Source organism: Rhizobium rhododendri (assembly GCF_007000325.2).
Lineage (GTDB): Bacteria > Pseudomonadota > Alphaproteobacteria > Rhizobiales > Rhizobiaceae > Rhizobium > Rhizobium rhododendri.
The window spans coordinates 3,573,006-3,598,906 of the sequence record NZ_CP117267.1; the positions used below are offsets into that span (position 1 = coordinate 3,573,006).

At 61.8% G+C, this 25,901-nt stretch carries 26 protein-coding genes; 9 read left to right on the top strand and 17 right to left on the bottom strand.

Translation table 11 applies throughout. The features are described 5' to 3' along the window. Positions 1 to 22 precede the first annotated feature (22 nt). From PR018_RS17270 to oiaX, 4 genes are all read right to left on the bottom strand, one after another. The gene (locus tag PR018_RS17270; RefSeq protein WP_142823728.1) at positions 23 to 964 is read right to left on the bottom strand and encodes a D-ribose ABC transporter substrate-binding protein; all 942 of its coding nucleotides are present in this window, start codon (positions 962 to 964) and stop codon (positions 23 to 25) included. 82 nt (positions 965 to 1,046) lie between these two features. Continuing rightward, on the bottom strand, positions 1,047 to 1,874 hold the full coding sequence (locus PR018_RS17275) for a phosphogluconate dehydrogenase C-terminal domain-containing protein (protein ID WP_142823729.1): 828 nt from the start codon (positions 1,872 to 1,874) through the stop codon (positions 1,047 to 1,049). 91 nt (positions 1,875 to 1,965) lie between these two features. Next, positions 1,966 to 3,315 carry a four-carbon acid sugar kinase family protein gene (locus tag PR018_RS17280; RefSeq protein WP_142829089.1) on the bottom strand — a complete coding sequence of 450 codons (1,350 nt, stop codon included), beginning with the start codon at positions 3,313 to 3,315 and terminating at the stop codon, positions 1,966 to 1,968. Next, entirely contained in the window at positions 3,312 to 4,568 is a 1,257-nt protein-coding gene (gene oiaX / locus PR018_RS17285; protein WP_142823731.1) for a 3-oxo-isoapionate-4-phosphate decarboxylase OiaX, read from the bottom strand. Before oiaX ends, PR018_RS17280 begins: the two co-directional genes overlap by 4 nt. A 197-nt stretch (positions 4,569 to 4,765) precedes the next feature. On the opposite strand from oiaX, the gene PR018_RS17290 reads away from it, so the two are divergent. Beyond that, entirely contained in the window at positions 4,766 to 5,500 is a 735-nt protein-coding gene (locus PR018_RS17290) for a transcriptional regulator NanR (protein WP_142824431.1), read from the top strand. An 81-nt stretch (positions 5,501 to 5,581) separates the two neighbouring features. Here the strand turns inward: PR018_RS17290 and PR018_RS17295 are convergent, their stop codons facing one another. From PR018_RS17295 to dnaN, 5 genes are all read right to left on the bottom strand, one after another. Beyond that, positions 5,582 to 5,869 (bottom strand): DUF1330 domain-containing protein, encoded by a 288-nt coding sequence (locus PR018_RS17295; protein WP_142823732.1) that lies wholly within the window; start codon positions 5,867 to 5,869, stop codon positions 5,582 to 5,584. Positions 5,870 to 5,891: 22 nt separating this feature from the next. Further along, entirely contained in the window at positions 5,892 to 6,608 is a 717-nt protein-coding gene (pyrF, locus tag PR018_RS17300) for an orotidine-5'-phosphate decarboxylase (protein ID WP_142823733.1), read from the bottom strand. Next, entirely contained in the window at positions 6,605 to 7,198 is a 594-nt protein-coding gene (locus PR018_RS17305; protein WP_142823734.1) for a histidine phosphatase family protein, read from the bottom strand. Before PR018_RS17305 ends, pyrF begins: the two co-directional genes overlap by 4 nt. Positions 7,199 to 7,213: 15 nt before the next feature. Next, a complete protein-coding gene (pmtA, locus tag PR018_RS17310) occupies positions 7,214 to 7,807 on the bottom strand; it encodes a phospholipid N-methyltransferase PmtA (RefSeq protein WP_111216194.1) in 594 nt (197 codons plus the stop codon). A gap of 124 nt (positions 7,808 to 7,931) precedes the next feature. Then, a complete protein-coding gene (gene dnaN / locus PR018_RS17315) occupies positions 7,932 to 9,050 on the bottom strand; it encodes a DNA polymerase III subunit beta (RefSeq protein WP_111216196.1) in 1,119 nt (372 codons plus the stop codon). 250 nt (positions 9,051 to 9,300) lie between these two features. Here dnaN and rsmI point away from each other — a divergent pair, with 250 nt between their 5' ends. The 5 genes from rsmI to PR018_RS17340 all read left to right on the top strand — a co-directional run bounded on the left by rsmI (position 9,301) and on the right by PR018_RS17340 (position 14,436). Beyond that, on the top strand, positions 9,301 to 10,221 hold the full coding sequence (gene rsmI, locus PR018_RS17320) for a 16S rRNA (cytidine(1402)-2'-O)-methyltransferase (RefSeq protein ID WP_142823735.1): 921 nt from the start codon (positions 9,301 to 9,303) through the stop codon (positions 10,219 to 10,221). Further along, entirely contained in the window at positions 10,211 to 10,579 is a 369-nt protein-coding gene (locus tag PR018_RS17325; protein ID WP_142823736.1) for a YraN family protein, read from the top strand. The genes rsmI and PR018_RS17325 overlap by 11 nt, the downstream gene beginning before the upstream one ends. A 78-nt stretch (positions 10,580 to 10,657) precedes the next feature. Next, positions 10,658 to 11,647, top strand: coding sequence for an endonuclease/exonuclease/phosphatase family protein (locus PR018_RS17330; protein WP_142823737.1), 990 nt, complete (start codon positions 10,658 to 10,660; stop codon positions 11,645 to 11,647). Between the two features lie 115 nt (positions 11,648 to 11,762). Further along, positions 11,763 to 12,710: a glutathione synthase gene (gene gshB, locus PR018_RS17335; protein ID WP_111216201.1), complete on the top strand. Its 948-nt coding sequence runs from the start codon at positions 11,763 to 11,765 to the stop codon at positions 12,708 to 12,710. A 193-nt stretch (positions 12,711 to 12,903) separates the two neighbouring features. Beyond that, entirely contained in the window at positions 12,904 to 14,436 is a 1,533-nt protein-coding gene (locus tag PR018_RS17340) for a YifB family Mg chelatase-like AAA ATPase (RefSeq protein ID WP_142823739.1), read from the top strand. A 57-nt stretch (positions 14,437 to 14,493) separates the two neighbouring features. On the opposite strand, the gene cysK is transcribed toward PR018_RS17340, so the two are convergent. Further along, a complete protein-coding gene (gene cysK, locus PR018_RS17345; RefSeq protein WP_142823740.1) occupies positions 14,494 to 15,462 on the bottom strand; it encodes a cysteine synthase A in 969 nt (322 codons plus the stop codon). A gap of 259 nt (positions 15,463 to 15,721) precedes the next feature. Here cysK and PR018_RS17350 point away from each other — a divergent pair, with 259 nt between their 5' ends. Further along, positions 15,722 to 16,303, top strand: a complete 582-nt coding sequence (locus PR018_RS17350; protein WP_224129189.1) for a hypothetical protein — start codon at positions 15,722 to 15,724, stop codon at positions 16,301 to 16,303. A 25-nt stretch (positions 16,304 to 16,328) separates the two neighbouring features. On the opposite strand, the gene dut is transcribed toward PR018_RS17350, so the two are convergent. After that, positions 16,329 to 16,799, bottom strand: a complete 471-nt coding sequence (dut, locus tag PR018_RS17355) for a dUTP diphosphatase (protein WP_142823741.1) — start codon at positions 16,797 to 16,799, stop codon at positions 16,329 to 16,331. Between the two features lie 96 nt (positions 16,800 to 16,895). On the opposite strand from dut, the gene PR018_RS17360 reads away from it, so the two are divergent. After that, positions 16,896 to 18,479 carry a peptide chain release factor 3 gene (locus tag PR018_RS17360; RefSeq protein WP_142823742.1) on the top strand — a complete coding sequence of 528 codons (1,584 nt, stop codon included), beginning with the start codon at positions 16,896 to 16,898 and terminating at the stop codon, positions 18,477 to 18,479. On the opposite strand, the gene PR018_RS17365 is transcribed toward PR018_RS17360, so the two are convergent. Continuing rightward, positions 18,458 to 19,498 carry a helix-turn-helix domain-containing protein gene (locus PR018_RS17365; protein ID WP_142823743.1) on the bottom strand — a complete coding sequence of 347 codons (1,041 nt, stop codon included), beginning with the start codon at positions 19,496 to 19,498 and terminating at the stop codon, positions 18,458 to 18,460. The genes PR018_RS17360 and PR018_RS17365 overlap by 22 nt on opposite strands. Before the next feature lie 149 nt (positions 19,499 to 19,647). On the opposite strand from PR018_RS17365, the gene PR018_RS17370 reads away from it, so the two are divergent. Then, positions 19,648 to 20,355: a hypothetical protein gene (locus PR018_RS17370; RefSeq protein ID WP_142823744.1), complete on the top strand. Its 708-nt coding sequence runs from the start codon at positions 19,648 to 19,650 to the stop codon at positions 20,353 to 20,355. Between the two features lie 44 nt (positions 20,356 to 20,399). Here PR018_RS17370 and otsA read toward each other — a convergent pair whose 3' ends face one another. From otsA to PR018_RS17395, 5 genes are all read right to left on the bottom strand, one after another. Next, a complete protein-coding gene (gene otsA / locus PR018_RS17375; RefSeq protein ID WP_142823745.1) occupies positions 20,400 to 21,788 on the bottom strand; it encodes an alpha,alpha-trehalose-phosphate synthase (UDP-forming) in 1,389 nt (462 codons plus the stop codon). Positions 21,789 to 21,827: 39 nt separating this feature from the next. Further along, a complete protein-coding gene (gene otsB / locus PR018_RS17380; RefSeq protein ID WP_142823746.1) occupies positions 21,828 to 22,622 on the bottom strand; it encodes a trehalose-phosphatase in 795 nt (264 codons plus the stop codon). A gap of 172 nt (positions 22,623 to 22,794) precedes the next feature. Then, positions 22,795 to 24,027 carry a CynX/NimT family MFS transporter gene (locus tag PR018_RS17385; protein ID WP_142824433.1) on the bottom strand — a complete coding sequence of 411 codons (1,233 nt, stop codon included), beginning with the start codon at positions 24,025 to 24,027 and terminating at the stop codon, positions 22,795 to 22,797. 41 nt (positions 24,028 to 24,068) lie between these two features. Next, entirely contained in the window at positions 24,069 to 24,746 is a 678-nt protein-coding gene (locus PR018_RS17390) for a FadR/GntR family transcriptional regulator (RefSeq protein ID WP_142823747.1), read from the bottom strand. Positions 24,747 to 24,825: 79 nt separating this feature from the next. Then, complete coding sequence (locus tag PR018_RS17395) at positions 24,826 to 25,737, bottom strand: pirin family protein (protein ID WP_142829091.1); 912 nt, start codon at positions 25,735 to 25,737, stop codon at positions 24,826 to 24,828. Positions 25,738 to 25,901 lie beyond the last annotated feature (164 nt).

Here is a 25,901-nt window from a genome sequence, read left to right on the forward strand (position 1 = left end):
CGTCGATGTCAGTCCTGTGAGATCAGTTTTTCAGGGCGAAGGTTTCGAGCTTGTCGGCGTTCGCGGCGTTGATCAGCACGCAATCCATCAGCTGCTTTTCTTCCTTCGGCGCGGTCTTGTCCTTGATGTAGGCCGCTGCCTGGTCGACCGCCATCTGAGCCTGCGCATAGGCTGGCTGCATGACCGTAGCCTTGATGCCGCCCGCCTTGATCGAATCGCGGACGTCATTGGAGCCGTCGAAGCCGACGACGATGACATCCTTGCGGCCGGCAGCCTGCAGCGCTGCAATCGCGCCCATGGCCATGGTGTCGTTGCCGGCGATGACGCCCTGGATCTTCGGATTGGCCTGCAGGATGGTTTCCATCTTGGAATAACCTTCCGTCTGGCTCCAGTTGGCCGACTGCTGGGCGACCATCTTCATGTCAGGATAGTCATCGATGACGTCGTGATAGCCCTTGGAGCGGATGCCGGCGTTGAGATCGGCTTCCCGTCCGAGCAATTCGACATAGCTGCCCTTTTCGCCCATCAGCTTGACGAACTCCTCAGCGCCGAGTTGTGCGCCCTGGTAGTTGTTCGAGACAATCTGCGAGACGGCGATGCCGGTGGCATTGATCTCGCGGTCGATGAGAAAGGAGGGGATACCGGCGTCCTTGGCCTTCTTGACGGCAGCGATCGAGGCTTCGGAGCCGGCATTGTCGAGGATGATCGCCTTGGCGCCGCGGCCGATGGCTGTATCGATCAGCTGCGACTGCTTGTTGGCGTCGTCGTCGTGGCTGAGCACCAGTGTGTCGAAGCCGAGCTCCTTGGCGCGGGCTTCGGCGCCGACCGACTCTGCCTTGAAGAACGGATTGTCGAAGGCCGGCGTGATGATGGCGATGAGGTCTGCCGAAAACGCGGGTAAGGCTGTGCCGAGTGCCAGAGCGCCGGCAAAGGCCGCGATGGTGAGCTTGCGTGTCAGTTTCATGATTATCCTCCCAGATGTGAAAATCAGCCCCGTTTCCCGGACAGGGCTGTCGAAGAAGGGAGAGCGGGTGCTCTCCCTGGTATCAGGTGATGCGCTGAATGCTGTCAGCGATCTCCTTGGGTTCGAAAACCTTCTTCCAGTCGTCGCGCATCAGCGCCGGAATGCCGAACTCGATGGCCTTGTTGCAGGCATCGGAGAACACGCCATGCACTTCGCCGAAGATCACGGCGCCGAGCACGTTGAGGTGGCCGAGCAGGAAGTCGCGGGCCGCTTCTTCCGGAACGCCGCGTTTGACGCACTCGTCCATCGCCTGCTTCATGACGACGAGCAGCGAAGCTGCCACCGTTTCCGACAGGCCCGGCTCCAGCATTGCCATCTGGTCGACGGTGACGCGGTGCGAGCGCATGACGGGCGCCCAGATCGTCTTGGCGATTTCCTCGCCGAGGCCATAGGCTTCGTCCGGGCCCTGCATCAGCGCCGACACGATGTGCTGCTTGGCGAACAGGCCGCCGAAGTGATCCTTCTTCGCCTGCATCTCCGTCTCGTCGTTGAAGATCGGCGGATGGCAGGGGTGGGTGACGAAATAGGTGAGATCCGGCCGCTCGGGGAAGTGACCGGCGAAAGGCGCTGCAGCGTCGAGCGCAACCACCATCGTACCAGGCTTTAGCTTGTCTGCGATGCCGGCGGCAACCTTGCCAATATGCGTGTCCGGAACCGCCAGGATGACAACATCGGCGCCATCGAGGGCCGCGTCGACATCAAGGCAGGTGAGGCCGAGATCATCCTTCAGCCGCGCCTTGCCGGCGTCGCTGATCTCGACATGACGCACGTCGAACCGCGAACCTTTGAGATTTTTGGCCAGCCGATAACCCATTTTGCCGCCGGCGCCGAAGAGTGCAATCGAAGTCATGTTTTTCACCCAATCTGTTTGGTGAGGCGACTATATCTAACTGGTATAATGAGTCAATGAGTATATCAGTAAGTGGGTGATCTGGCGGCAATCAGGCCGCGAGCCCATCGCGGATTTGGGCGAAGTAACCGTCAGAACCAACCTGGCCGCCCTTGAGCGCGATCTGCAGGCCGTTTGTCGCGGTGTCGTTTCCATGCGCCACACATAGCGGAGACCCCGGGGTCTGCGGCAGAGGAAGCAGCGTCGTCAGCGCGTCCACATGTAGCTCCTTCAGCGCGTGGCTCGACGTGTCGCCTCCGGCGATCACGGCCCGACCGAGTTTTTCCTCGGCGACCAGCTGATGCAGGATGCCGCCCAGGATGCGTCCGAGCCGATGGCGGCTTCCGGCAATCCGGTCGATATCGCCGCCACGATCGTCCGATGGTCCGAGGGCGGTGTTGAGAATGACACTGTGGCCGCTCTTCAGGCTGGCGAGACCGCTCTGTACCGCGCGCTCGATGGCAGAACTGCCACCTTCGCCGAGCAATTCCAGTGGGTCCAGGTCGATCCCATCAAAGCCGTTGGCCGTTGCATGGCGGATTTGCCGCTCCGTCGTCGGAGAAACGCTACCGGAGACGACTGCGAGCCGGTCAGCTTTGCCGGGAAGCGGAAAGACGCTCGTCCCTGTCGTCAGACCCGTCTTTTTCCAGGCGGCGAGCAACGCGTATTCGATGCCCGAGGAACCGGCGACGAACCAGCCTCCGTCCCTTTTGATCCGCCAAAGCTGGTTCCCGGCCTGCGCCTGGCTCTCGGCGCTGTCGACGTCGAACAGCAGCATGCCGCTGCAATCGCTGGCGAGCGTATCGATCCGGCGGTCGGCATCGACCGACGATAGCACTGCAAGATCGGCTAGCGCTGTTGAAAGCTTCGTTTGAGCCTTGAGATGAATCCGGAGATCAGCCTCCCGCATCGGCGTCACCGGATGCCGGCTCATGACAGGATGGCGGTCTATGCGGAACACCTCGCCTTGGTAGGCGGCAAACAGGTTGCCGAACGCGGTAAACCGCTTCAACTGCGGTGCGCCGACGACAAGGGGAACGAAGGGCTGATCGAAGACTGATTTGCCGATTTCGACCGCCCTGCCAATGTTGCCGACTTCGGGGCTGGAATCGAAGGTCGAGCAGACCTTGTAATGGCAGATGGCGGCATCGAGGCTTTTTAGCCACCTGAATGCAGGCGTCAGATGAGCCTCCATCCAATCCGGCGTCTCGCTGCGGCTGGTGCCGGCTAGGCCGATGGCACGGCAATAACTGAATCGGGAAAGCAGCGCCTCATCGGGCTGGTCCATGAACAGCACCGTATCGACGCCGTTGGAAGCCAGCGCTTCCATGACGTCGGTCGAACCTGTCAGGTCGTCGCCATAGTAGGAGAGCAGCAGATCGCTTCGAGCAGGCACGGTCATTCCCCTTCGCCCCCGAATTTCTTCAGCGAGGCGGCAAGTTCCGGATGGCCCGTGGCATAGGTCGCAAGCGGGATATCGCGGACTGCTGCCTGCCATGCCTGCTGAACGGCCCGCACGCCGGCCGCCGGGCCGCCGGGGTGGCTGACGATTCCGCCGCCGCAAAGATACATGAGGTCAGTGGTGCGCCCAGTGCGCTGATAGGTTTCAGGCGCCTGGCCACCCCACTGGCCGGAGCCGGCGACGGGAAGCGCGCAATCGACCTCTGAAAACATCGGCGTGGTCACGGCCGCAAAGGATTCGACGAAGCTCTCGTCCGGCTCCCAGTATTTGACCTTGATGCCGTTGATCTGGAACTGGTCGACGCCGAGCAGCCGCCAGAATTTCTGCCACACCTTGAAATCCAGGCCGATGCCCGGGTGGCGGGTCAGCACGTCCCAGCCGTTGCGATGGGCGTGTAGCACGAGGCCGGAGCGCTTGCGCAGGAACAGCATGCCGCCCATGCCGATCGAATTGATGTTGATGACGGCGCAATTGCCCCCGGCTTCAAGAACCATGTCGTGATTGCGCATCATCTCGTCAGGGTCGGTGTGCGAGATGCCAAAGGCGTACATCACTTTCTTGCCGGTCTTCTGCTCGTGATCGAGGATTAGCGGCATGATGGCCGCGACCCGCTCCTTCAGCGGCGAGTAGGCCGGGCTCATCAGCTTCTCGTCGTCCTTGATGAAGTCGACGCCGGATTCGATCAGCTCGCCGACCAGGGCTGCGGTCTCCATCGGACGAAGGCCCAGCGCCGGCTTGACGATGGTGCCGATGATCGGCCTGTCGTAAACGCCGGTGAGCCGGCGGCTGCCGGCCACGCCGAACTGCGGGCCGGGATAGGCATCCCGATAGGGCTCCGGCAGATCGACATCGACGACCCGCAGGCCGGTCATCCCGCGTATCGAAAAGATGCCGCCGATGGCAATGGTCATCAGCGCCGAGAGGTCGGTGCCAACAGCGTCCAGCGGAAATGCGATGTCGACATCGGCGCGGCGGATCGGGCCATGTCCGGCAGCCGCTTCCGGCCAGCTAGGAAACGCGGCATCCTCGAGCGGCCGGATGGCCAGCACCCTGGCGGCAACGCGCGCCTTCAGCTCGTCGGTTTCGCCGGGAACAGCAACAAACGTGCCTGTCGATTGGTCGCTGGCGATTTTTTCCGCCATGGCTTCGATGCTGCCCGGCGTTTCGATGCGGTAGGTGACTTTTATCTGCATGAAATCTCGGTTGCTCCTCTCGCCAATCCCGGAAAAGACTGACGTCAACTACTCAACTGGTATAATGAGTATTCCATTGAGGCAATAGAAACTTTTGTGAGCGGTCGGGATGAACGGCTATGCATTCCGCGATTGACGTTTTCCCAAACGATGGGAAATGTGCATAAGGGAGGGTCTTGATGAGCCGGAAAGAATCCATGGACCAACCGAACGAACCCATCGTCCGCCGCAAGCTGTCCGACGAGGTCTTTGCCCGTCTGGAAAGGATGATCACCAGTGGTGAACTGGCACCCGGCGACGAAATGCCGTCGGAGCGCGATCTAATGGAGCGCTTTGGCGTCGGCCGGCCGGCTATCCGCGAGGCCATGCAGTCGCTGGCGAGCATGGGACTTGTGGTGATCTCGCACGGCGAACGGGCCCGCGTGCTGCAATTGACGGCAAAGACGATCTTCAAGCAGGTGGACCTGACCGCCAAGATCATGCTGTCGCAATCATCCGCGACGCTCGAATATCTGAAAAGCGCCCGCATCTTCTTCGAGCGCGGAATGGCTCGCCAGGCCGCGACCGAGGCGACGCCGGAGGATATTGCCGATCTTCAGGCCATTATCGATCGCCAGCGCGCCAGCCTCGGCAATGCCGATGCCTTCATCGCGGCCGATATGGAGTTTCATACGCGGATCGCCCGCATCTCGGCCAATCCGATCTTCGTGGCTGTGAGCGAGGCCATGCTCGCCTGGCTGAAGGAATATCACACCGACATGCTGATCTGGACCGGCAAGGAGAAATTCACCCTCGTCGAGCACGAGGAAATCCTCCAATGTCTTGCCGCCAACGATGCCGACGCGGCCGAAACCTCGGTGCTGAAGCATCTGGAGCGGTCGCGTGGCCTCTATCTGAACAACGGCCAGCGCGATGCGCCGGACCATCGGTAACCGCAAAGTCTCGATGTTCTTTGCCGCGCAATCAATTCGTCAGATTCCGAGGCTACGCCTTTTCGCCCAAACCTTGGCTGGCTAAACGCCTTCGACCACGACCATCTCTGCGGTGGCAATTTCCTGGCGGATCTTGGCTGCGACCTGATACTCCGGTGAGTTGTAGCAATCGACCGCGTGCTGCAGTGATGGAAATTCGATGACCACGTTGCGACCGCGTGCCGTCCCCTCCAGTTCGACGAATTTTCCGCCGCGCGCTATGAAATTCGCCTCGTAGCGCTCAAACGCCGGCTTTGCGGCCGCAATGTATTCGCCGTAGCGCTCCGGTGTGTGGACGTCGACGCGTGCGATCCAGTATCCCTTGGCCATGGTTTTCCTCCTCGTTGAAATCTCAGTGGTTGGCGGGCCAGAGCGCCGTCAGCATCTCGTCGAGAATGGCGCGGGCCGCAGCCTTCGGATCGGGCGCCTTGACGATTGGCCGGCCGACGACGAGATGGCTGGAGCCGGCGCGTATCGCATCGGCGGGCGTCATCACCCGCTTCTGGTCGCCGGCGTCGCTGCCTATGGGGCGAATGCCAGGGGTTACCAGCGCCATGTCCGGTCCGATGATGGCGCGAACTGCAGTGGATTCCTCGGCCGAGCAGACAATACCGCCCATGCCGGCATCACGGGCCTGTTCGGCGCGCCGCATCACCAGCGCATGCGGATTGGACGAATAGCCGGCCTCCAGCATGTCGTCGCCATCCATCGAGGTCAGGACGGTGACGCCGAGCAGGCAGAGGCCCGAGCCTTCCGCAGCCTTGACAGCAGCCCGCATTGCCTTCGGGTAGGCGTGCAGCGTCAACATCGACATGCCCATTTTGGCGATGTTCTCGACGCCGGATGCAACGGTGTTGTCGATGTCGAGCAGCTTCATGTCGAGAAAGATCTTCTTGCCGCTCTGTGCGAGCTCGCGCGCAAACTCAAGGCCGCCGGCAAACACCAGCTGGTAGCCGATCTTGTAGAACAGGATGTCGTCGCCGAGCGTCGAGACCAGCGCCTCGGCCTCTTTCAGGTTCGGTACATCCAGGCCGACGATCAGCCGGTCGCGTGCTGTTTCTGTCGTCATCGTCCAACCCATCCCTGCCAGTCTTCCATTGGCGTCCAGTCGCATGCGACAGACCCGTTCGCAAGATCGAAGGCGAAAAGATTACCTCCACCTGCCGGCTGGTCGCCGTCACGGCCGATTGCCCGGCCCATCAGATGGCACTTCAGCAGGGTTCCCACCCCGCCATGGCCGACGAACGCAATCGGCGTGCTGGGATCGTGAGCGTCAAGCACCGCATCAACTGCCCCGACAATCCTTGCCTGCGCATCGGTAGCCCGTTCCCAGCCGCGAAAACTCTCATCCGGATGGGCGAAGAACCAGTCGGCCGCTTCCTCGAAAGCCATTGGTGGCAGGAACCCGGTGGCAGACCGGTCGTTTTCGTGCATGCCGCCAACGATCTCGACCGTAAGACCGGCCGCGGTTGCCAGCAGGTTTGCGGTTTCGATGGCCTTGGTTTCATCGCTGGACACAATGCGCCCGAGCGTTGCTGCCCACGGTTGGGCGGCCGCTTGCCCGGTGCGCGCACGACCGAGATCCGAAAGTCCCCATTGCGGCACCGGAACATCGGGGTCGATCTGCACCTGCGGATGCGTAATGTAGAGACCAAACATCTGACGCTCCCGGGATCAGCCGCGGCTGTAGATCCAGAGCTGCGCCGGCGGAATATTTCGGACGATGAAATCGAAATGCTTGATGTGGTAGCGGTCGGGCCGGGCTATGATCGGCGAGACGGCACCATAGGAGATTTGTACCACCGGTCGGCCCGGCGGCATTCGGTCGAGCAGGCTCTCCAGTAGCGCAACGCGCGCCTGCATCGGGAAATTCAGCAACGGGATACCGGAAACGACGCAATCGAACGTCTGTCCGTTGAGCACTCCGAGCGTCTTGTCGAGATCGAAAGCGTCGCCGTTGATGAAATGCACGCCGGCGTAGCGCTTGACCAGATGGTTGAAGAAGTCGGTCGAGTACTCGATCGCGATCAGCTTCTCGGGTTCAATGCCGCGCGCGAGAATTGCCTTGGTGATGGCACCGGTTCCAGGTCCTAGTTCTAGAACGGGCAGACCGGAGTGCGGATTGATGACGCTTGCCATCTTGCGGGCGGTGATCGTCGAGGTCGGGGCGATCGAGCCGACGGTTCGCGGCCCCTGCATCATTCCCTTGAAGAAACGGATTTCCTCGTCGAATTTCTTTCCCAGACGTTCCTTCAGGCGTAGCGCCATAGGTATTCTCCACGAGCATTTAAAAGCGGAGAGGGGCACTCTGCCCGCCTCGATCTCGTAGACCCGTCACGAAAAGGGGGGCGAAGCATCGCTCGGCCCATCCTCGCGCCGGTGCCTGTCTTGCCTAGACCCGCATCGGCATCAGGACATAGATCGCATCGTCACCGGCCGTATCGCGAATAAGGGTAGGCGAGCCTGCATCCGCCAGCAGGAAGATGGCTTCGTCGCCGGAGAGCTGCGCGGTGATGTCGAGCAGGTATTTGGCATTGAAGCCGATTTCCATCGGTTCGGTTTCATAGCCGACGGCAACTTCTTCGGTGGCGCTGCCGGAATCCGGGTTGTTGACGGTGAGCAGCAGCTGCCCCTCCGTCAGCGCCAGCTTCACGGCGCGGCCGCGTTCGGAAGAGATCGTCGAGACGCGGTCTACAGCCTGTGCGAAGGTCTGGCAATCGACGCGCATTTCCTTGTCGTTGTTGGCCGGAATAACGCGCTGGTAATCGGGAAAGGTGCCGTCGATCAGCTTCGACGTCATCACGATGTTGCCGACCGACAGGCGGATCTTGGCATCGGACACTTCCAGCGTGACGATCACGTCGGGATTGTCCATCAACTTCTGGAGTTCGCCCACCGTCTTTCGGGGAATGATGATGCCGGGCATACCCTCGGAGCCGGAAGGCGCATCGACATCGGCCCTCGCCAGGCGGTGACCGTCGGTCGCAACGGCGCGCAGCTTCAGCCCACCGCCGCTTTCGATGGTGTGGAAGAAGATGCCGTTGAGGTAATAGCGGGTTTCTTCGGTGGAGATGGCAAATTGCGTCCGGTCGATCAGCATCTTGAGTTCTGCCGCCTTCAGCGGAAACTTGTGGCTGAACGTGCCGGCGGTCAGGTCCGGAAAGTCCGATTGCGGCAGGCATTGCAGGGTGAACTTCGAGCGGCCGGAAGCGACCGTCATGGACCCGCCATCGGCATTGGTCGACAACGAAACTTCGGAGCCGTCGGAAAGCTTGCGGACGATGTCGTAGAGAAGGTGCGCCGGAACGGTCGTCGCGCCGGGCTGCTCGACATTGGCTGGCGTCGCCTCGGTGATTTCGAGATCGAGGTCGGTCGCCTTCATGTCCAGCGTCGAGCCTTCTGCCTTCAAAAGCACGTTCGACAGGATCGGAATAGTGTTGCGGCGCTCCACCACGCGATGGACGTGGTTCAGCGATTTCAAAAGGTGGGACCGCTCAATAGTAATACGCATGGATGCTACCGCTTTCGACCGTGACTGTCCGGGCGTCGAGACGATGCCCAAAAAATTCTCGCCCGGGTCCGGCCCGGAGGAGTGGACCGGCAAAGTGGCAGAAATCCGCATGTGAAAGCAAGAGGTATAGCGCCGACGCCGGGTTCATTTCCCCCATTTCGTCTTCAAAGCACACAGGATTCCACGCTCCCTTGCCGAAGCCGTGCGCCTCGCCCATAAAGACCCAACTTCAGGAAGGGCATATCAGGGCATGGACGACGAGATTTCGAGCGAAGTCGCCAAGGGGCGTAGTTTCAGGTTGCACAACGTGACCGTGCCGGCCCGCCCGCTCGAGCCAATGCTTTATCTCGTCGCCACGCCGATCGGCAATCTCGGCGATATCACGCTGCGGGCGCTGGAAACGCTGGCCGGAGCCGACGTGCTCGCCTGCGAGGATACCCGCGTCACCCGGGTGCTGCTCGATCGCTACGGTATCCACAATCGCCCCTACGCGTACCATGAATACAATGCCGATGAGGCGGGTCCGAAATTGCTGGCAGCACTGGCCGGCGGTCGGTCCGTGGCGCTGGTGTCGGATGCCGGTACGCCGCTGGTCTCCGATCCCGGCTACCGGCTGGCGCTGCAGGCGATCGATGCCGGCTACCGCGTCGTGCCTATTCCGGGCGCCTCGGCCCCCCTCGCGGCCCTGGTTGGCTCCGGTCTTCCGAACGACGCCTTCTTCTTTGCGGGCTTCCTGCCGGTCAAGGACAAGGCCCGCCGTGACCGGTTGGCAGCACTCTCCTCGGTTCCGGCTACTCTGCTGTTCTTCGAATCTCCCCATCGCATCGCCGCAACCCTGACTGCTGCCGCCGATGTGCTAGGTGTCGACCGCAAAGCCTCTGTCTGCCGCGAACTGACAAAGACCTTCGAGGAATTTCGTCGCGGCACGCTCTCCGAACTGGCAGCGCATTATCATTCCGTTGATAACGTCAAGGGCGAGATCGTCCTGGTGATCGGGCCGCCGCCGGAGATCGCCACGCCGGAGGCCGATGTCGAGGCAATCCTTCTCGATCTCTCCCGTGAGATGCCGACCGCCAAGGCGGCCGCCGAAGCGGCCCGGATCACCGGCCTTCCGCGCCGGGATCTCTACCAGAGGCTGCTCGCCATGAAGGCGAGGGTCGATGGACGATAGCGGCGAGCGCCGGAAACGGCGCAAGGCCTGGCGCCGGGGGCATCTCTCGGAATACCTCGCCGCGCTCTATCTCGCCTGCAAAGGCTACAGCATCGTCGCCATCCGCCACAAGACAGTCCTTGGCGAAATCGATATCGTTGCCCGTAAGGGCGATCTTGCTGTGTTCGTGGAGGTCAAGGCAAGGCACGGCGAACAGGCGGCGATCGACGCCGTCTCATTTTCCTCTCAGCGCCGCATCCGTGCCGCCAGCGACCTGTGGCTTGCCCAGCAGCCGGATTTCGGGCGCCTGTCGCAGCGCTACGATATTGTTGCGATCCTGCCCGGCCGCTGGCCGAGGCATTTCCGCGACGCTTTCTGAACCCGGCCCATCATGCAACTGTCATATATTGCCTCTAAGGCGCGGCGACCCCCACCATGCGCCGAGGACAGCCCGATCATGATCCGCACTACCGTTTCCGCCTTCGAGGTACCGTCCGAAGAGCAGCGTCAGCACTTTCTGACACTGCAGAAGACGCCGGCAGTTTGCGAGGCGACGATCGCATCGCTGCCCTGCATGAACGCTGCGCGCACCGGCGGAAAGAGCCCGGCTGCGCCATTGGCTTTTCCGTTTACGGTCGCGGCATGGAACATGGAGCGCTGCCTCTTCCCGCAGGCCTCCGCCGAGAAACTGAAGGCGCTGGGGGCACCGCTGGTCCTGTTATCGGAGATGGACGATGGCATGGCTCGCACCGCGCAGGCCGATCCGACTGCGCTGATTGCGACCGAACTCGGCATGGCCTATGCCTACGGTCTCGAATTTCTGGAACTCAGTCTCGGTTCCGAGATCGAGCGCTCCTATTGCACCGACAGCACCAACGCGAGAGGCTTTCACGGCAACGCAATCCTGGGTGCCACGCCGCTTCGGGATGTTTTCGTCTTTCGGCTGCCCGGGGAATCGCTCTGGTTTTCCAATGCCAGGGAGCAGCCGCGTATCGGCGAGCGCTGCGCAGTCGGTGCGACGATCGATACGGAGGCCGGGGCCTTCGTCGCCGTTTCGGTTCACCTCGAGAGCGTCGGAGATGGTCCCTACCGCGAACGCCAGGTGGCGGCGCTGATCGATGCCGTCGAGGCCTATGCGCCTGGCCTGCCGATCCTCATCGGCGGCGACCTGAACACCGGCAACCACACTGGCGGCAACTTCGAGACCGACACGCTGTTTGCCATGGCGGCGGCCCGGGGCTTCGAGCGCCATGGCGGCCCGCTCGACCAGGCCAGCACCCGGCCAAGCCTGATCACCCGTTTTCCCGACCGGGCCATGAAACTCGACTGGTTCCTCAGCCGCGGTCTTGCGATATCCGGCAGCCGGCTGGTGACGTCGCTCGATGCTGACGGCAAGCCGCTTTCCGACCACGACATCATCGCCTGTGACATATCAGGTTTTCTCTGAGCTGCCGATGAGGCGGACGCTGAGACTGATGCGTAGTCCGACGGCTGCCTGATTAGCCGTTGCCTTCGAAAGCCCGCCGACCTACATCTGTCGAGAAATCGAGCAAGGAATAGCGATAGTGACGATCAGGAATGTGGCGGTCCAGATGGACCATGTGTCGGGCATCAATATTGCAGGCGACAGCACCTTCGCCATGAGCCTCGAGGCGCAGGCGCGCGGCTACAAGCTGTTCCACTACACGCCGGAGCGCATGAGCATGCGCGACGGCAAGGTCTATGCCACAGCCGAACCGATGGTGCTGCGCGACATCAAGGGGGACCATTTCGACCTCGGCGCGCCCGAGCGCATCGATCTCTCGACGATGGACGTGGTGTTGCTGCGCCAGGATCCACCCTTCGACATGGGTTATATCACCTCCACCCACATGCTGGAGCGCATCCATCCGAAGACCTTGGTGGTCAACGATCCCGCATGGGTCCGCAATTCGCCGGAAAAGATCTTCGTCACCGAATTCGAAGATCTGATGCCGAAGACGCTGATCACCCGCGATGCCGATGAAATCCGGCGCTTCCGCGAAGAAATGGGCGACATTATCTTGAAGCCGCTCTACGGAAACGGCGGCGCCGGCGTCTTCCACTCGACGCGCGATGACCGCAACCTGTCTTCGCTGCTGGAGATGTTCGGCCAGCTGTTCCGCGAGCCCTTCATCGCCCAGCAATATCTGCCTGATGTCCGCAAGGGCGACAAGCGCATCATCCTCGTCGACGGTGAGCCGGTGGGCGCCATCAACCGTGTGCCGGCCGAGCACGACAGCCGCTCCAACATGCATGCCGGCGGCCGCGCCGAGGCGACCGATCTGACGAAGCGCGAAGAAGAGATTTGCGCCCGCATCGGTCCGGCCCTCAAGGCGCGGGGCTTCCTGCTCGTCGGCATCGACGTCATCGGCGACTACATGACGGAGATCAACGTCACCTCGCCGACCGGCATTCGTGAGGTCAAGCGTTTCGGCGGTGCCGATATCGCCAGCCTGCTTTGGGACGCCATCGAGCGCAAGCGCGCTTAACACAGACCCCGACTTTCAATCGCCAGCGGTAATATGTTCCGCCCCCGCAACCCGCTGCAACCTGGCTGCAGCGGGAGGCTGTGCTTGTTCATTAATTGTTCTTGTTTCATTCCATCTTCTATGCCAGATTGCATTTAGCCTGCTGCAATCGCTGCGGGTCTTTACGAAAAGACTGCGGCATAGGGGATTGCGCATGATAGCGCGGGTCAGCACGGTTGCATTTCAGGGCATAGAAGGGGTTCCGGTCGAGGTCCAGGTGATGATCGCGCCGGGCAAGATCGGCATCAACATTGTCGGGCTGCCGGACAAGGCGGTTGCAGAGAGCCGCGAGCGCGTTCAGGCGGCCTTGCATGCCTCGGGCTTGGCGCTGCCGCCGAAAAAGGTGACGGTCAACCTTGCTCCGGCGGATTTGCCAAAAGAGGGATCGCATTTCGATCTGGCCATCGCGCTTGGCCTGATGGCGGCACTGGGAGCCATTCCCGGCGATGCGCTGGCGGACTTCATGGTGATCGGCGAGCTCAATCTCGACGGCACGATTGCGGCGGTGTCCGGGGCATTGCCGGCGGCTATCAGCGCCAATGCCATGGGCAAGGGGCTGATCTGCCCTGCCGACAGCGGCCCGGAGGCGGCTTGGGCGGGTGCCGACATCGAACTGCTGGCGCCCCGCAGTCTCATTGCCCTCGCCAATCATTTTCGCGGTACGCAGATCCTGTCGCGCCCCGAACCTGCCATCCGCGCCGCCCCGGCCAATCTCGGCGACCTTGCCGAGATCAAGGGTCAGGAGAGCGCCAAGCGTGCTCTCGAGGTGGTGGCTGCCGGCGGCCATAACTTGTTGATGGTCGGCCCTCCAGGGTCGGGAAAATCGATGCTGGCTGCCCGTTTGCCATCGATCCTGCCGCCGCTGTCGGCTGCCGAATTGCTGGAAGTCTCGATGATCCATTCCATTGCCGGGCAACTGTCGGGTGGCAAGCTCTCCGACCGCCGGCCATTCCGGACCCCGCATCATTCGGCCACCATGGCGGCGATGGTCGGTGGCGGGATACGTGCCCGGCCCGGGGAGGCCTCGCTCGCCCACCATGGCATCCTCTTCCTTGACGAGTTTCCGGAGTTTTCGCCGCAGGCACTCGATGCGCTGCGTCAGCCGCTGGAAACCGGGGAATGCATCATAGCCCGCGCCAATCACCGCGTCTGCTATCCGGCTGTGATCCAGCTGATTGCCGCGATGAACCCTTGCCGCTGCGGCATGGCTGGCGAACCCGGCCACAGCTGCGCCCGAGGGCCGCGCTGCATGACGGACTATCAGAACCGAATTTCCGGACCGCTGATGGATCGCATCGACATCCGCATCGATGTGCCGGCCGTCTCCGCCGCCGACCTTATCCGGCCGATGCCGGCCGAGAAGAGCGCCGATATCGCCAGACGTGTCGCAAGGGCGCGGGAATGGCAGCAGGAGCGGTTCTCGCAAGCCGGCATGCGCGGCGTGTCGACCAATGCGCGCTGCTCGACATCGATGATCGAGGTTCTGGCCGAACCCGATGCCGGTGGCCTTCAATTGCTGCGCGATGCCGCCGAGAAGCTGAAGTTCTCCGCCCGAGGCTACCATCGCGTCCTGAAAGTGGCGCGCACGCTCGCCGATCTCGACGGCAAGCAGACTGTCGGCCGGATCCATCTGGCCGAAGCGATTTCCTACCGCATAGCCGGCACGCGCCTGCCAGCCGTCGCCTGAGCCGCAGATACTGAGAAGGGCGCCTCCGCCCTTCTGTTCTTTGAAAAGTGAAGAAAGTTAGCCGCCGAGGCCTTCGAACAGCGCTGTCGACAGGTAGCGCTCGGCAAAGGACGGGATGATCACGACGATCGTCTTGCCGGCATTCTCTTCGCGTTTACCGATCTCGATGGCTGCAAACAGCGCCGCGCCGGAGGAGATGCCGACCGGCACGCCTTCGAGCCGGGCGACGTGGCGGGCGGTTTCGAGGGCTTCGGCGCTGGCGACGGTGATGATCTCGTCATAGATTTCGGTGTCGAGAATGGCTGGCGCGAAGCCGGCGCCGATCCCTTGGATCTTGTGCGGGCCGGGAGCGCCGCCGGACAGCACCGGCGATTCGGCCGGCTCGACGGCGATAACCTTGAGGCTCGATTTCTTGGACTTCAGCACCTGGCCGACGCCGGTGATCGTACCGCCGGTGCCGATGCCCGCGACCAGGATATCGACGCCGCCCTCGGTGTCGTTCCAGATCTCCTCGGCGGTCGTCTTGCGATGGATCTCGGGGTTTGCCGGGTTTTCGAACTGCTGCGGAATGACCGCGTTCTCGATGCTTTCTGCCAGTTCCGTCGCCTTGGCGATGGCGCCCTTCATGCCTTTGGCGCCTTCGGTCAGTACCAGTTCGGCGCCCAGCAGCGCCAGCATCTTGCGGCGTTCCACCGACATCGTCTCCGGCATGGTGAGGATGAGCTTGTAGCCCTTGGCGGCGGCGGCAAAGGCCAGCGCGATGCCGGTGTTGCCGGAGGTCGGCTCGATCAGCGTTGTCTTGCCCGGCGTTATCTTCCCCTGGGCTTCCAGGCTCTCGATCATCGCCACGCCGATACGGTCCTTGACCGAGGCAATCGGGTTGAAGAACTCCAGCTTGGCGAGCAGGTGGGCCTTGACGCCGTTCTCCCTGGCCAGCTTGTCGAGGCGAACGATGGGCGTGTCGCCAATGGTGTCGGTGATCGACGCATAGATGCGACCGCGGCCTGGCTTACGGGTGTCGGACATGGAACTCTCCCTTGGTATTTATTGGCGGGAGAATAGGATCAAACATGGCACTAGGCCAGAGTGCGTTTGTCCAACCAAGGCCACGAAGTTGGCATAAAAATCTCCGCCAAAGGCTTTTGGTAAAACGCAGCACAGTACCATCGGCAGGATGCCTGTCGCTGCAGCACGAAAAACACTCATGGATGCTAAAATGCTATCGTTCTGTCGACCAGTGCCGCAACTGCGGGCACTCGTTCCGTTGCTCCTTATGATGATAACTATGACCCCAGCCGGTCCCGTCCGCGCTGCCTCTCCGCCGGGAGAGGAGACGATCGTCTTCCTGCGCCACGGTGAAAAACCTGAAGCAGGGCTCGGCCAATTGAGCTGCAAGGGCCTCAACAGGTCGCTGGCGTTACCCGCCGTGCTTTCCCGTCAATTCGGCGGGCCGGATGCCGTCTTTGCGCCCGATCCTTCGAAGCAGAAAGTCGATGACGGCATTCTCTATGATTATGTCAGGCCGCTGGCGACGATCGAGCCAACGGCGATCGCCGCTGGACTGCCAGTCGATACCACGTTCGGCTACGACGAGATTGCCAAGCTGCAGGCAGCACTGACTGCGCCGAAATATCGCTCGGCACTGGTCTTTGTGGCCTGGGAGCACAACGAGATCCAGGATCTCGTCGCCGCGTTGCTGAAAGACAATGGCGGCGATCCGGCGGCTATGCCGAAGAAGTGGAAGGGCAAGGATTTCGACAGCCTCTACGTCGTCCGGATCAAAACCAGCGGAGCCGGGCCATCTGCGACATTCGAGGCAAAGGCTGAAGGCCTCGATGATGTCGCCGACGGTTGCCCGGTCAATTAGCGATCAACAGACGGGCATCGTGGTATCAGACGCCGGTGGAGCCGAAGCCGCCGGCGCCCCGCGTGGTTTCGCTGACATCCGTCGTTTCGACGATTAGAACCTGCGTGACCGGCGCGATCACCATTTGCGCGATGCGCATGCCGCGCGTCACGACGAAATCCTCGTTGCCGTGGTTGATCAGCAGAACCTTCACTTCGCCGCGGTAGTCGCTGTCGATGGTTCCCGGCGTATTCAGGCAGGTGACGCCGTTCTTGAACGCCAGGCCGGAGCGCGGCCGGATCTGCGCCTCGTAGCCATCAGGCACCGCAAATACGAAGCCCGTCGGCACCAGCGCGCGCATGCCCGGCGACAGCACCAGCGGCTCGCCGTCGTCGATCGCAGCCCTCAGGTCCATGCCGGCGGCACCGGATGTTTCGTAGGACGGCAGATCGAGGCCGAGGCCGTTGGCAAGGCGAACGAGGGATAAGCTCGGGCGGTTGTCTGTGCGAATATTCATGCCCTCATTAGCAATTTGGCGATGGTTCGGGTCAATCCGATTTGCAAGTTATCCACGGAGTCGCTAGATACGCGGCAATTCACAGGATCCGACATCATGGCCGAAAGTCTCGCCGAGGCGGTCTCCCGCCGCCGCACATTTGCTATTATCTCCCACCCGGACGCCGGCAAGACGACGCTGACCGAAAAGCTGCTGCTGTTCGGCGGCGCCATCCAGCTGGCCGGCGAGGTCAAGGCGAAGAAGGATCGCATCCAGACGCGCTCCGACTGGATGAAGATCGAGCGCGAACGCGGGATCTCGGTCGTCACCTCGGTGATGACCTTCGAATATGACGATGTCGTCTTCAACCTGCTGGACACGCCGGGCCACGAAGACTTCGCCGACGACACCTATCGCACGCTGACCGCCGTCGATGCCGCCGTCATGGTCATCGATGCTGCCAAGGGTATCGAGCCCAGAACCCTGAAGCTGTTCGAGGTCTGCCGTCTTCGCGACATCCCGATCATAACGTTCGTCAACAAGATGGACCGCGAAAGCCGCGATATCTTCGAAATTCTCGACGAGATCGAGGTCAAGCTGGCGCTCGATACCGCCCCGATCACCTGGCCCATCGGCCGCGCCAAGAGCTTTTGCGGTTCCTATCACCTTGCCAAGAACGAGGTTCGCGGCAACGACAAAGAGGCCGACACCACGCCCGTAAACGGCCCGCAGGCAGTGGCCGAGCGGCTGCCGGAAAACGAGCGTCAGGCATTGATCGACGAACTGGATCTCGCGCGTGATGCCTGTCGGCCGTTCGAGCGCGAGGCCTTTCTCGAAGGTCATCTGACACCGGTATTCTTCGGCTCGGCGCTGCGCAATTACGGTGTGCGAGACCTGATCAATGCCTTGGCCGAGATGGCGCCGCCGCCGCGCGACCAGGTTGCCGATATCAAGACGGTGCATGCCACCGATCCGAAGATGACCGCCTTCGTCTTCAAGATCCAGGCGAACATGGACCCGAACCATCGCGACCGTATTGCCTTCGTGCGCGTCTGCTCGGGTACGCTTGCGCGTGGCATGAAGGCGCGCCTGTCGCGCACCGGAAAGCAGATGAGCCTGTCCGCGCCGCAGTTCTTCTTCGCCTCGCAGCGCCACATCGCCGACACCGCCTTTGCCGGCGATGTCGTCGGCATTCCGAACCACGGCACCCTGCGCATTGGCGATACGCTGACAGAAGGCGAGGATCTGGTGTTCCAGGGTGTGCCGAATTTCGCCCCGGAAATCCTGCGACGCGTCCGTCTTGAGGATGCGATGAAGGCCAAGAAGCTGAAGGAAGCGCTGCAGCAGATGGCCGAAGAAGGCGTTGTGCAGCTGTTTTCCCCGGAAGATGGTTCGCCGGCTATCGTCGGCGTCGTCGGCGCGCTGCAGCTCGACGTCCTGAAGGAGCGCCTGCAGGGGGAATATGGCCTGCCGGTCTCCTTCGAAATGTCGCGCTTTTCCGTATGCCGCTGGGTGTCTGCCGATGCACCCGCCGACATGGACAAGTTCGTCACTGCCAAGCGTGGCGACATTGCCCGCGATCTCGACGGCGACCCTGTCTTCCTCGCGCAGGACGGTTTCTCGCTGCGATACGAATCCGAACGCTATCCGGCCATCAAGATGGTCGCCATCAAGGAATATCACGCCATCAAGGCGGCGTGATTTTTCGATCGCCAGAGCGTCGGGCTGGTTCCTGTGATGCGCAGGAATTCGCGGTTGAAGTTCGATTTGCTGAGAAATCCGGCATCGAACATGATGGATGTCACCGGCGCGTCGGTTTCTGACAGCAACCGGCACGCCTCGGCAATGCGGAAGTTGTTGACATATTGCGACACGCTGACGCCGTGCACCCGGTTGATCGCTATCGAGACGCTGCGGGCAGGGCAATTCAGCTTCCGCGCCAGCCGCCCGAGATTGAGTTCCGTATCCCTGTAGAGCGCCTTCGTCCGCATCAGGGCGTCGACAGCGGCAGCGGTTGCCGCAACGTCTTCCGGCGCTGACCCGGCTATGGCGGCCGTCGGTTCGGTTTCGCCGCGGTCGTGCACTGTGGCGCCGGAGCTTGCAACCGATGCTGCGGCGCCGAGCGCCAGCAATGCAAGCACATTTCCCACCGCCACCACTTCGCCGGCATGGCTGCCATCGCTCCAGGAGAAATCAAGGCTGATGGCGATGTCGGCAACCGCGGACATGAGCACGGCTGCTGCGGTGAGCTGCAGGGAGCGATAGGACCTGAGCGCGCCGTCTAGGCGGGAGGAGACGAGACCGTCCGGCCCCGTCAGGCACAGCCATGTCAGCGCAGCGCCATAGCCGAGAAAAACGAGGATAATGACGAGGCCCACCGGCTCCGGCCATACGATCCGCAGCAGGACAACTGTGGCTGTCGGCAGGCAATGTCGCCACGTCGTCCATGTTCGAAAGATCGATCCTTCGCTCGCCAGATCGTAGAAACTCAAGAAAGCCAGGGTCGCGATCACGGTGGCCAGCACGGCCTGGAACGGCAGCACCGCGGAAATCCCGTATCCCCAGCGCAGGCCGATCAGCACCGATTGCATTGCGTAGGCTCCGATCAGCAATGCAAACAGGGGCTGGTCGCGCAGGCCGTCGTCGCTCCGCCTATGCATCTGCAGCAGCAGTGTGAGGAGAAAGAGCGTCTCGACAAAGGGCAACGGGATAAAAATCATGGTGCGTTGTTCTGGCTGCTGAAACTGGATCAAAACGTCAGAATGCCCCGGATGGCGATCGAGGTCGACCCGCATCGCGTTCGAGGTCGCGACGGACAGTGATTTTCGCGAATTTGCGCTCGGCCCGCTGATGGGACCGGGAGCACATCATGAAGCGACTTCTTTTGACAGTCATTGTCCTTTTCGCAGCAGCGACCGGCTGCAATGCGACACAGCCGCGGGGCTTGCCGCTGGATATTTCCGGTATCACGGCCGTGGCCATTGGCGGCGAGGCCAGTTCCATCGACATCACCACCGCGCCGGATCGACCCTATCAGGCAACTCTCATGCGCCATCGCTCGGGCTGGTTTGCGCGATGGAATTCGATCTGGTCCTACGATGACTGCAGTTCTTCCAGCCGAATGTGGATCGAGGGCACGCTGCTGCACATCGATGTCGGCGTATCTACCTGGTTCGGCGTTTCCGATTGCAGCTACGACATCAATCTGAATGTCAAAAAGGATACGGCGGTCGCGATCCATCAGCAGGCTTTGAGCGCCCGACTTGCCGGGCAGTTCTCGGCCGTGATGATAGAATCGAAGGCCGCAGACGTCGCCCTCTCCGGCCATGCGGAAACGATTTCCGTCAACAGCGATGCTTTACGTCTAGGGATCGTCCTTCATTCGCCCGGCAGGGCGGAAGCTGTTACCGTCAATGCCCGCATGCTAGAGGCCGATCTCGACTTCTCAGCGGCACAGCAGCTTGCCTACGCCGTAACGGCAAAGGCATCCTTCGTCGACACGTCAAGACTATCCACGCCGGGAGCGCCGGTCTCGCTGACGATTGCCGGCGAGTTGGTGCACGCGACGATCCGATGAATGCAAGCCTCTGCCCGGCGGCCGGCCCACTCGCGCTGCCGAGCTCAGGCGGCTTCGTCTTGCTCGGTAAGATCCTTCAGGAAATCGTCGCACCAGCGCACGACGTCGTGCTCGAGCAGATGCGTCATCATGCCTTGCCAGCGCTGGCGACGCTCCTCGAGCGGCATCTCCAGGGCCCTCGCTATGGCATTGGCTGTCGCCTCGACGTCGTAGGGGTTGACGATGATTGCACCATAGAGTTCCCGCGCGGCGCCGGCGAAGCGGGACAACACCAGCACGCCGGGATTTTCAGGATCCTGCGCGGCAACATATTCCTTCGCAACGAGGTTCATTCCGTCGCGCAGCGGCGTGACGAGGCCGATCTTTGCAAGCCGATAGAGGCCGGCTAGCACTGTGCGCGGGATCGAACGGTTGATGTAGCGGATCGGCACCCAGTCCACCGTGCTGATGGCACCGTTTACGCGGCCGGCCTGCTCGGCGACCATGCGCTGCATCTGCTCGTATTCAGGCACTTCCGAGCGCGATTTCGGGGTGATCTGCAGATAGGTGACCTTGCCCTGATGAGCGGCGTCGGCGGTGATGAAACGTTCGAATGCGTCGATACGCTGGGTAATGCCCTTCGAGTAATCCAGCCGGTCAACGCCGATGATCAGATCGCGGCCTTCGACGCTTTGTCGCGCCTTGCGGACCATGACGTTGGTGGCCGCCTTGGTCGCGAATTCGGCAAAGGCTGCAGTCTCAATGCCAATCGAGTAATACCCGCCCTTGAATGTCCGTCCGTGCGCGCTGAACAGGCCTTTGCCGAGTTCGTCGCCAATGCCTTCCCGACGCAGGCAGCCGGCGAAGTTCTCGAGGTCATGGTCGGTCTGGAAGCCGACAAGATCGTAGTGAGAGAGCCCGCGCATGATTTCCTCATGCACCGGCATGGTGAAAATCACATCGGCCGGCGGCCATGGGATGTGCAGGAAGAAGCCGATCTTGTTCTTGAACCCCATCTGGCGCAGCTCTGCAGCCAGCGGGATGAGATGGTAATCGTGGACCCAGATGATGTCGTCCGGCTGGATCAGCGGCGCCAGCCGATGCGCAAAGAAGCGGTTGACGCGGAAATACCCGGCCATCTCCTTGCGTCCGTATTCGGCCAGATCGAGCCGATAATGGCAGATCGGCCAAAGAACACGATTGGCAAAGCCGTGATAATATTCCTCGACGTCGGTATCAGTCAGATCTGTGAGCGCGTAGGTGATTTTGCCCTGCTCGTTCATGGTCAGAGGGCCTGGCTCGGCATCGCCGCTGGAATTGCCGGACCAGCCCATCCAGACGCCACCCTGTGCTTCGAGCGCAATCTTCAGGGCAACCGCGAGGCCGCCTGCCGGTGCGGCGCCGCCCTTTTCGGGCACGGGAACACGGTTGGAGACAATGATAAGACGGCCCATGGGAAAATCCCTTCAGAAGTTCGGTCGGGTATTATGTGGTCAGGACGCAAGCTGTGCCAGAATCTGGCGAAGAATGGCCGGAGAGGCGACGCGGTTGCGTGCCTGGGTCTCGACGCTGTCGAGGCCGATGAACAGCGATTGCCCGCCGATGCGATTGACGGTGCGAAACATTGCCTCGTCGGTAAAATCGTCGCCGGCCGCAAAGGCGCGCCTTCCCTTGAAAGGCGCCTCGCTCAGGAACGCGGTGACTGCATCGCCCTTGCCGGCGCGCGCCGGGCGGATTTCAACGACCATCTTGCCGCGCTGCAGCGACCACTCAGGCCCGGCTTCCCGGAAGTAGCGCTCCATCATGGCTTCAACCAGATGCTGGCATTCCGGGGCAAGCCGGTAGTGTGCAGCCACTGCAGCACCCTTGTCCTCGACGAGGACGCCGGGCCACTGGCTTGCCTCTTCGGTCATGCAGCGCTTCATTTCGGTAAAGGCCGGGGTGACGGTGACCCGCTGGACATTGCCGGCAGCGTCGCGCCGCTCCGCTCCGTGGAGGCCGGCAACGGGGAACTGGAATGGATAGAATAGCGGATCGACGAACGATAGCGATCTGCCGGTTACCAGTGCCAGCGCGCCGCCAAGTTTTTTCGACAGCGCATCGAGATCGTAGGGAAGGGAGGAGGGGACGGTGATCGAACTCGGCGTTTCCGCCAGATCGACAAGCGTGCCGTCGATATCGAGAAAAAGCGCCCATTCGGAGGGATGGGCTGCCAAAGCCGAAAGGGCTGTGCTTTCCATCACCGCCGCAACGGTCGCTTCGGTTGCGGGTTGTATTTGCTCAGACATGGCTACCTATTTATGGCGCGTTCGCCTCAAGGCAAGGCCGAATTGTGGTGAACGACCATTCTTTTGTTGCGCTGCAGCATCGTGTTGATGGCTCGTACAGCATAGCACTTAACCGCCGGAGCGCCACAGTGTCCATCGATGAGCGCGCGCTCCGGGATCTGAAAGGTGACTATCACGTAGCCAGCGGCACGCTCTTCGATCGCACATATTTCGACCTGCCGGCACCCCAGCCGTTGACGGCCGCGATGAGCCCGATAGCCACGAACAGGATAGCGCAGGGGCCGAAACTTCCGGTCCAGCTCCGGATCAGGCCGACGATCAGAGGCCCGATAGCGGCGAGCAGATAGCCGACGCATTGCGCCATGCCGGAGAGATGGGCGGCGATGTGGGCATCCGGCGATCGAAGAACGATAACCGTCATGGCAACCGCAATCAATCCGCCCTGACCGATACCCTGCAGCACAGCCCAGAGCCAGACGGTCGACAGCGGCGCGAACAAGAGCCCGAGCAATCCGCCGACCGCAAAAAGGCAAAGTGCAACGTTGATGATCCGCTGGTCTTTGCCGCGTACAGCCAGATGCGGCATGAAAAGGCATGAGGCAGCCTGCACCATGACCGATGCCGAAACGATACCCCCGGCAGTGATGCCGTCCAGGCCCCGTTCCCGCAGGATGGGGGCCAGCCAGCCGAATACGCTGTAGGCCAGCGCCGACTGCAGACCCATGAACAACGTCACCTGCCACGCCAGCGGATCGCGCCAGAGCCCCTCGACGCGAAACGCCGTCTTGCGCGCTCGGCTCTTCGTCGACATCGCCTGCGGCAACCACAGCAAAGCGGTCGCCAGTGCGGGCACGGCCCAGACGGCAAGAGCAGCGCCTGTGGATCCGCCGAAAAGGCGTTCGGCCGGTAGGCTGAGGCCTGCGCCACAGGCTGCACTGGCGCAGAGCGCCATGGTATAGAGGCCCGTCATCAGCGCCGCCTTGTCCGCGAAGTCGCGCTTGACAAGGCCCGGCAGGAGAACGTTGCCAACGGCGATGCAGGCACCAGCCAGCCCCGTGCCGATAAACATGAGCGGGATCGAGCCCAGTCCGCGCAGGGCAATGCCGAGCGTCAGCAGGAAAAGGATAGCGAGCAGCGCCCGTTCGGCGCCCATGCGTTGCGCCAGTCTCGGCGCCAGCGGCGAAAACAGGCCGAGGCAGAGGACCGGCACGGTGGTCAGCAGGCTGGCGCCTGTTGCCGACAGGTCGAATGTACTGCGGATCTCCGGCAGCAGCGCCGATGCGCTCGAAAACAGTCCGCGCAGATTGAAGGCGATCAGTACCAGGCTGATGCCAAGCAGCAGACGCGAGCCCTTGGCGCTTGCGATCGGCTGCGGAGCATCGTCGATTTCGGCGTCAACCAGCATTGCAGTTTCGGCGGCCAGCGTGTCACGCGAGAGGGACACGGTCACGAGAACAGGCTCCGATCGAGAGCGGCAATCACGGGTGCCATGAAACTCCGCACCGATGCATCGGCCTTGTCGGGGTCGCCGGTCTCGATGGCGTCGACAATCGCTGCATGGGCCAGATGATCGGGTTCCGGCACGTCGTCGCCTATGCTGGCCTCGATGGTCTGCTGGATCGAGGCCGAGAAGAAGGCATAGATGTCGATCATCGCATCATTGCCGGAGGCGGCGATGACAGCCTGGTGAAAGGCGAGGTCACGGGCGATAAATCCGGTATCGCCCCTTCCCTGATGGGTGCCGCGCAAAGCCAGCAACTCGCGCAGGTTGGCAATGACTGCCGGCGTATGCCGGAGTGCTGCCAGCCGCGCACCTTCGACATCCAGCGCGCATCGCGCCTCGAACCGGTCGCGCAGGCTCGCGCGCCGCGCCATGTCGAGAATATCGGTCCTGTCGATGGCCGAGCGCAGGTAAGTGCCGGATCCCTGCCGCGTTTCGAGGTATCCCTGCGAGACGAGAACGCGCACCGCCTCGCGGATCGTGCCCCGGCTGACCGACAGCATCGCCGAAAGCGCGGTCTCGTTTGGCAGCTTTTCGCCCACAGACCAACGATTGGCGCGGATTTCACCGCGTATGATGTTGGCCGCGGTCTCGGCGAGGTTGCTTCGGGGGAGAGGTTGCATGATCGCACCAGTCATAAAGTCATCGGATGACTTTATGACTAATATGCGTACGGCCGGCCGTCAAGCCATGTATGTCGTTTCAGTGAGCGGCCTTGATAAACGTGCCGTTTTGCAGTTCCTTCATCGCCTGCATGATTTCCTCACGGCTATTCATGACGATCGGCCCATGCCAGGCGACGGGTTCCTGTATCGGTTTGCCGGAAACCAGAAGGAAGCGGATGCCCTCGTCACCTGCCTGCACGGTAACTTCATCGCCGCTGTCGAACACCACCAGCGTTCTATTGCCGGACATGTCGCGAATGTTCAGTTCTTCGCCGTCGACTTCCTTTTCAATGCGGATGCCAAACGGCCTGGAGGCATCCCTGAAGGTGCCGGAACCGGCAAAAATATAGGCAAATGCGTTGCGATAGGTGTCCACCGGCAGCCGTTTCCTGACGCCGGGTGGGACCGAGACATCAAGATAGATCGGCTCGGCTGCAACGCCATCGACCGGTCCGGCCTTGCCCCAGAAGTTTCCGCAGATGATCCGGACAGCCGTGCCGTCATTGTCGATCACGAGGGGAATGTCCGTCGATTTGACGTCCTGATAACGCGGCGCGGTCATTTTCAACGCCGACGGCAGGTTCGCCCAGAGCTGGAAACCTTGCATGCGCCCGGCAAAGTCGCCCTTCGGCATTTCCTGATGCATGATGCCGCTGCCAGCCGTCATCCACTGGATGTCGCCGGCATTGAGGTCGCCGCGATTTCCGAGGCTGTCACCGTGCTCCACCGTGCCCGCCAGCACGTAGGTGATCGTCTCGATGCCGCGATGCGGATGCCAGGGAAAGCCCCTGATGTAATCGCTCGGCACATCGTTGCGGAAGTCGTCCATCATCAGGAAGGGGTCGGTGAGCGAAGGATCTCCGAAGCCGAAGACGCGATGCAGCTTGACGCCCGCGCCCTCCATGGTCGGCGTGGCCACGCTTTCATATTTGACGGGACGGATGGACATCGCAGGCTCCTCATTTGGTTGACCATGCTGTCATACAACCAACCCGCCAATGCAGCGAGCTTGGGTTCAAGAACGCACCGTTCACAAAAAGAAATTGCTGCGTTGCAAAATCGTGATCTGACTTGCGTCAAAAATATGTCATGCTCAACGGCAAGCTGCGGAAT

Excerpts from the sequence above, each read along its gene's own strand:
- PR018_RS17270 (WP_142823728.1), bottom strand. The coding sequence starts at position 964 with ATGAAACTGACACGCAAGCTCACCATCGCGGCCTTTGCCGGCGCTCTG.
- PR018_RS17275 (WP_142823729.1), bottom strand. The coding sequence starts at position 1,874 with ATGACTTCGATTGCACTCTTCGGCGCCGGCGGCAAAATGGGTTATCGG.
- PR018_RS17280 (WP_142829089.1), bottom strand. The coding sequence starts at position 3,315 with ATGACCGTGCCTGCTCGAAGCGATCTGCTGCTCTCCTACTATGGCGAC.
- oiaX (WP_142823731.1), bottom strand. The coding sequence starts at position 4,568 with ATGCAGATAAAAGTCACCTACCGCATCGAAACGCCGGGCAGCATCGAA.
- PR018_RS17290 (WP_142824431.1), top strand. The coding sequence starts at position 4,766 with ATGGACCAACCGAACGAACCCATCGTCCGCCGCAAGCTGTCCGACGAG.
- PR018_RS17295 (WP_142823732.1), bottom strand. The coding sequence starts at position 5,869 with ATGGCCAAGGGATACTGGATCGCACGCGTCGACGTCCACACACCGGAG.
- pyrF (WP_142823733.1), bottom strand. The coding sequence starts at position 6,608 with ATGACGACAGAAACAGCACGCGACCGGCTGATCGTCGGCCTGGATGTA.
- PR018_RS17305 (WP_142823734.1), bottom strand. The coding sequence starts at position 7,198 with ATGTTTGGTCTCTACATTACGCATCCGCAGGTGCAGATCGACCCCGAT.
- pmtA (WP_111216194.1), bottom strand. The coding sequence starts at position 7,807 with ATGGCGCTACGCCTGAAGGAACGTCTGGGAAAGAAATTCGACGAGGAA.
- dnaN (WP_111216196.1), bottom strand. The coding sequence starts at position 9,050 with ATGCGTATTACTATTGAGCGGTCCCACCTTTTGAAATCGCTGAACCAC.
- rsmI (WP_142823735.1), top strand. The coding sequence starts at position 9,301 with ATGGACGACGAGATTTCGAGCGAAGTCGCCAAGGGGCGTAGTTTCAGG.
- PR018_RS17325 (WP_142823736.1), top strand. The coding sequence starts at position 10,211 with ATGGACGATAGCGGCGAGCGCCGGAAACGGCGCAAGGCCTGGCGCCGG.
- PR018_RS17330 (WP_142823737.1), top strand. The coding sequence starts at position 10,658 with ATGATCCGCACTACCGTTTCCGCCTTCGAGGTACCGTCCGAAGAGCAG.
- PR018_RS17340 (WP_142823739.1), top strand. The coding sequence starts at position 12,904 with ATGATAGCGCGGGTCAGCACGGTTGCATTTCAGGGCATAGAAGGGGTT.
- cysK (WP_142823740.1), bottom strand. The coding sequence starts at position 15,462 with ATGTCCGACACCCGTAAGCCAGGCCGCGGTCGCATCTATGCGTCGATC.
- PR018_RS17350 (WP_224129189.1), top strand. The coding sequence starts at position 15,722 with ATGACCCCAGCCGGTCCCGTCCGCGCTGCCTCTCCGCCGGGAGAGGAG.
- dut (WP_142823741.1), bottom strand. The coding sequence starts at position 16,799 with ATGAATATTCGCACAGACAACCGCCCGAGCTTATCCCTCGTTCGCCTT.
- PR018_RS17360 (WP_142823742.1), top strand. The coding sequence starts at position 16,896 with ATGGCCGAAAGTCTCGCCGAGGCGGTCTCCCGCCGCCGCACATTTGCT.
- PR018_RS17365 (WP_142823743.1), bottom strand. The coding sequence starts at position 19,498 with ATGATTTTTATCCCGTTGCCCTTTGTCGAGACGCTCTTTCTCCTCACA.
- PR018_RS17370 (WP_142823744.1), top strand. The coding sequence starts at position 19,648 with ATGAAGCGACTTCTTTTGACAGTCATTGTCCTTTTCGCAGCAGCGACC.
- otsA (WP_142823745.1), bottom strand. The coding sequence starts at position 21,788 with ATGGGCCGTCTTATCATTGTCTCCAACCGTGTTCCCGTGCCCGAAAAG.
- otsB (WP_142823746.1), bottom strand. The coding sequence starts at position 22,622 with ATGTCTGAGCAAATACAACCCGCAACCGAAGCGACCGTTGCGGCGGTG.
- PR018_RS17385 (WP_142824433.1), bottom strand. The coding sequence starts at position 24,027 with ATGCTGGTTGACGCCGAAATCGACGATGCTCCGCAGCCGATCGCAAGC.
- PR018_RS17390 (WP_142823747.1), bottom strand. The coding sequence starts at position 24,746 with ATGCAACCTCTCCCCCGAAGCAACCTCGCCGAGACCGCGGCCAACATC.
- PR018_RS17395 (WP_142829091.1), bottom strand. The coding sequence starts at position 25,737 with ATGTCCATCCGTCCCGTCAAATATGAAAGCGTGGCCACGCCGACCATG.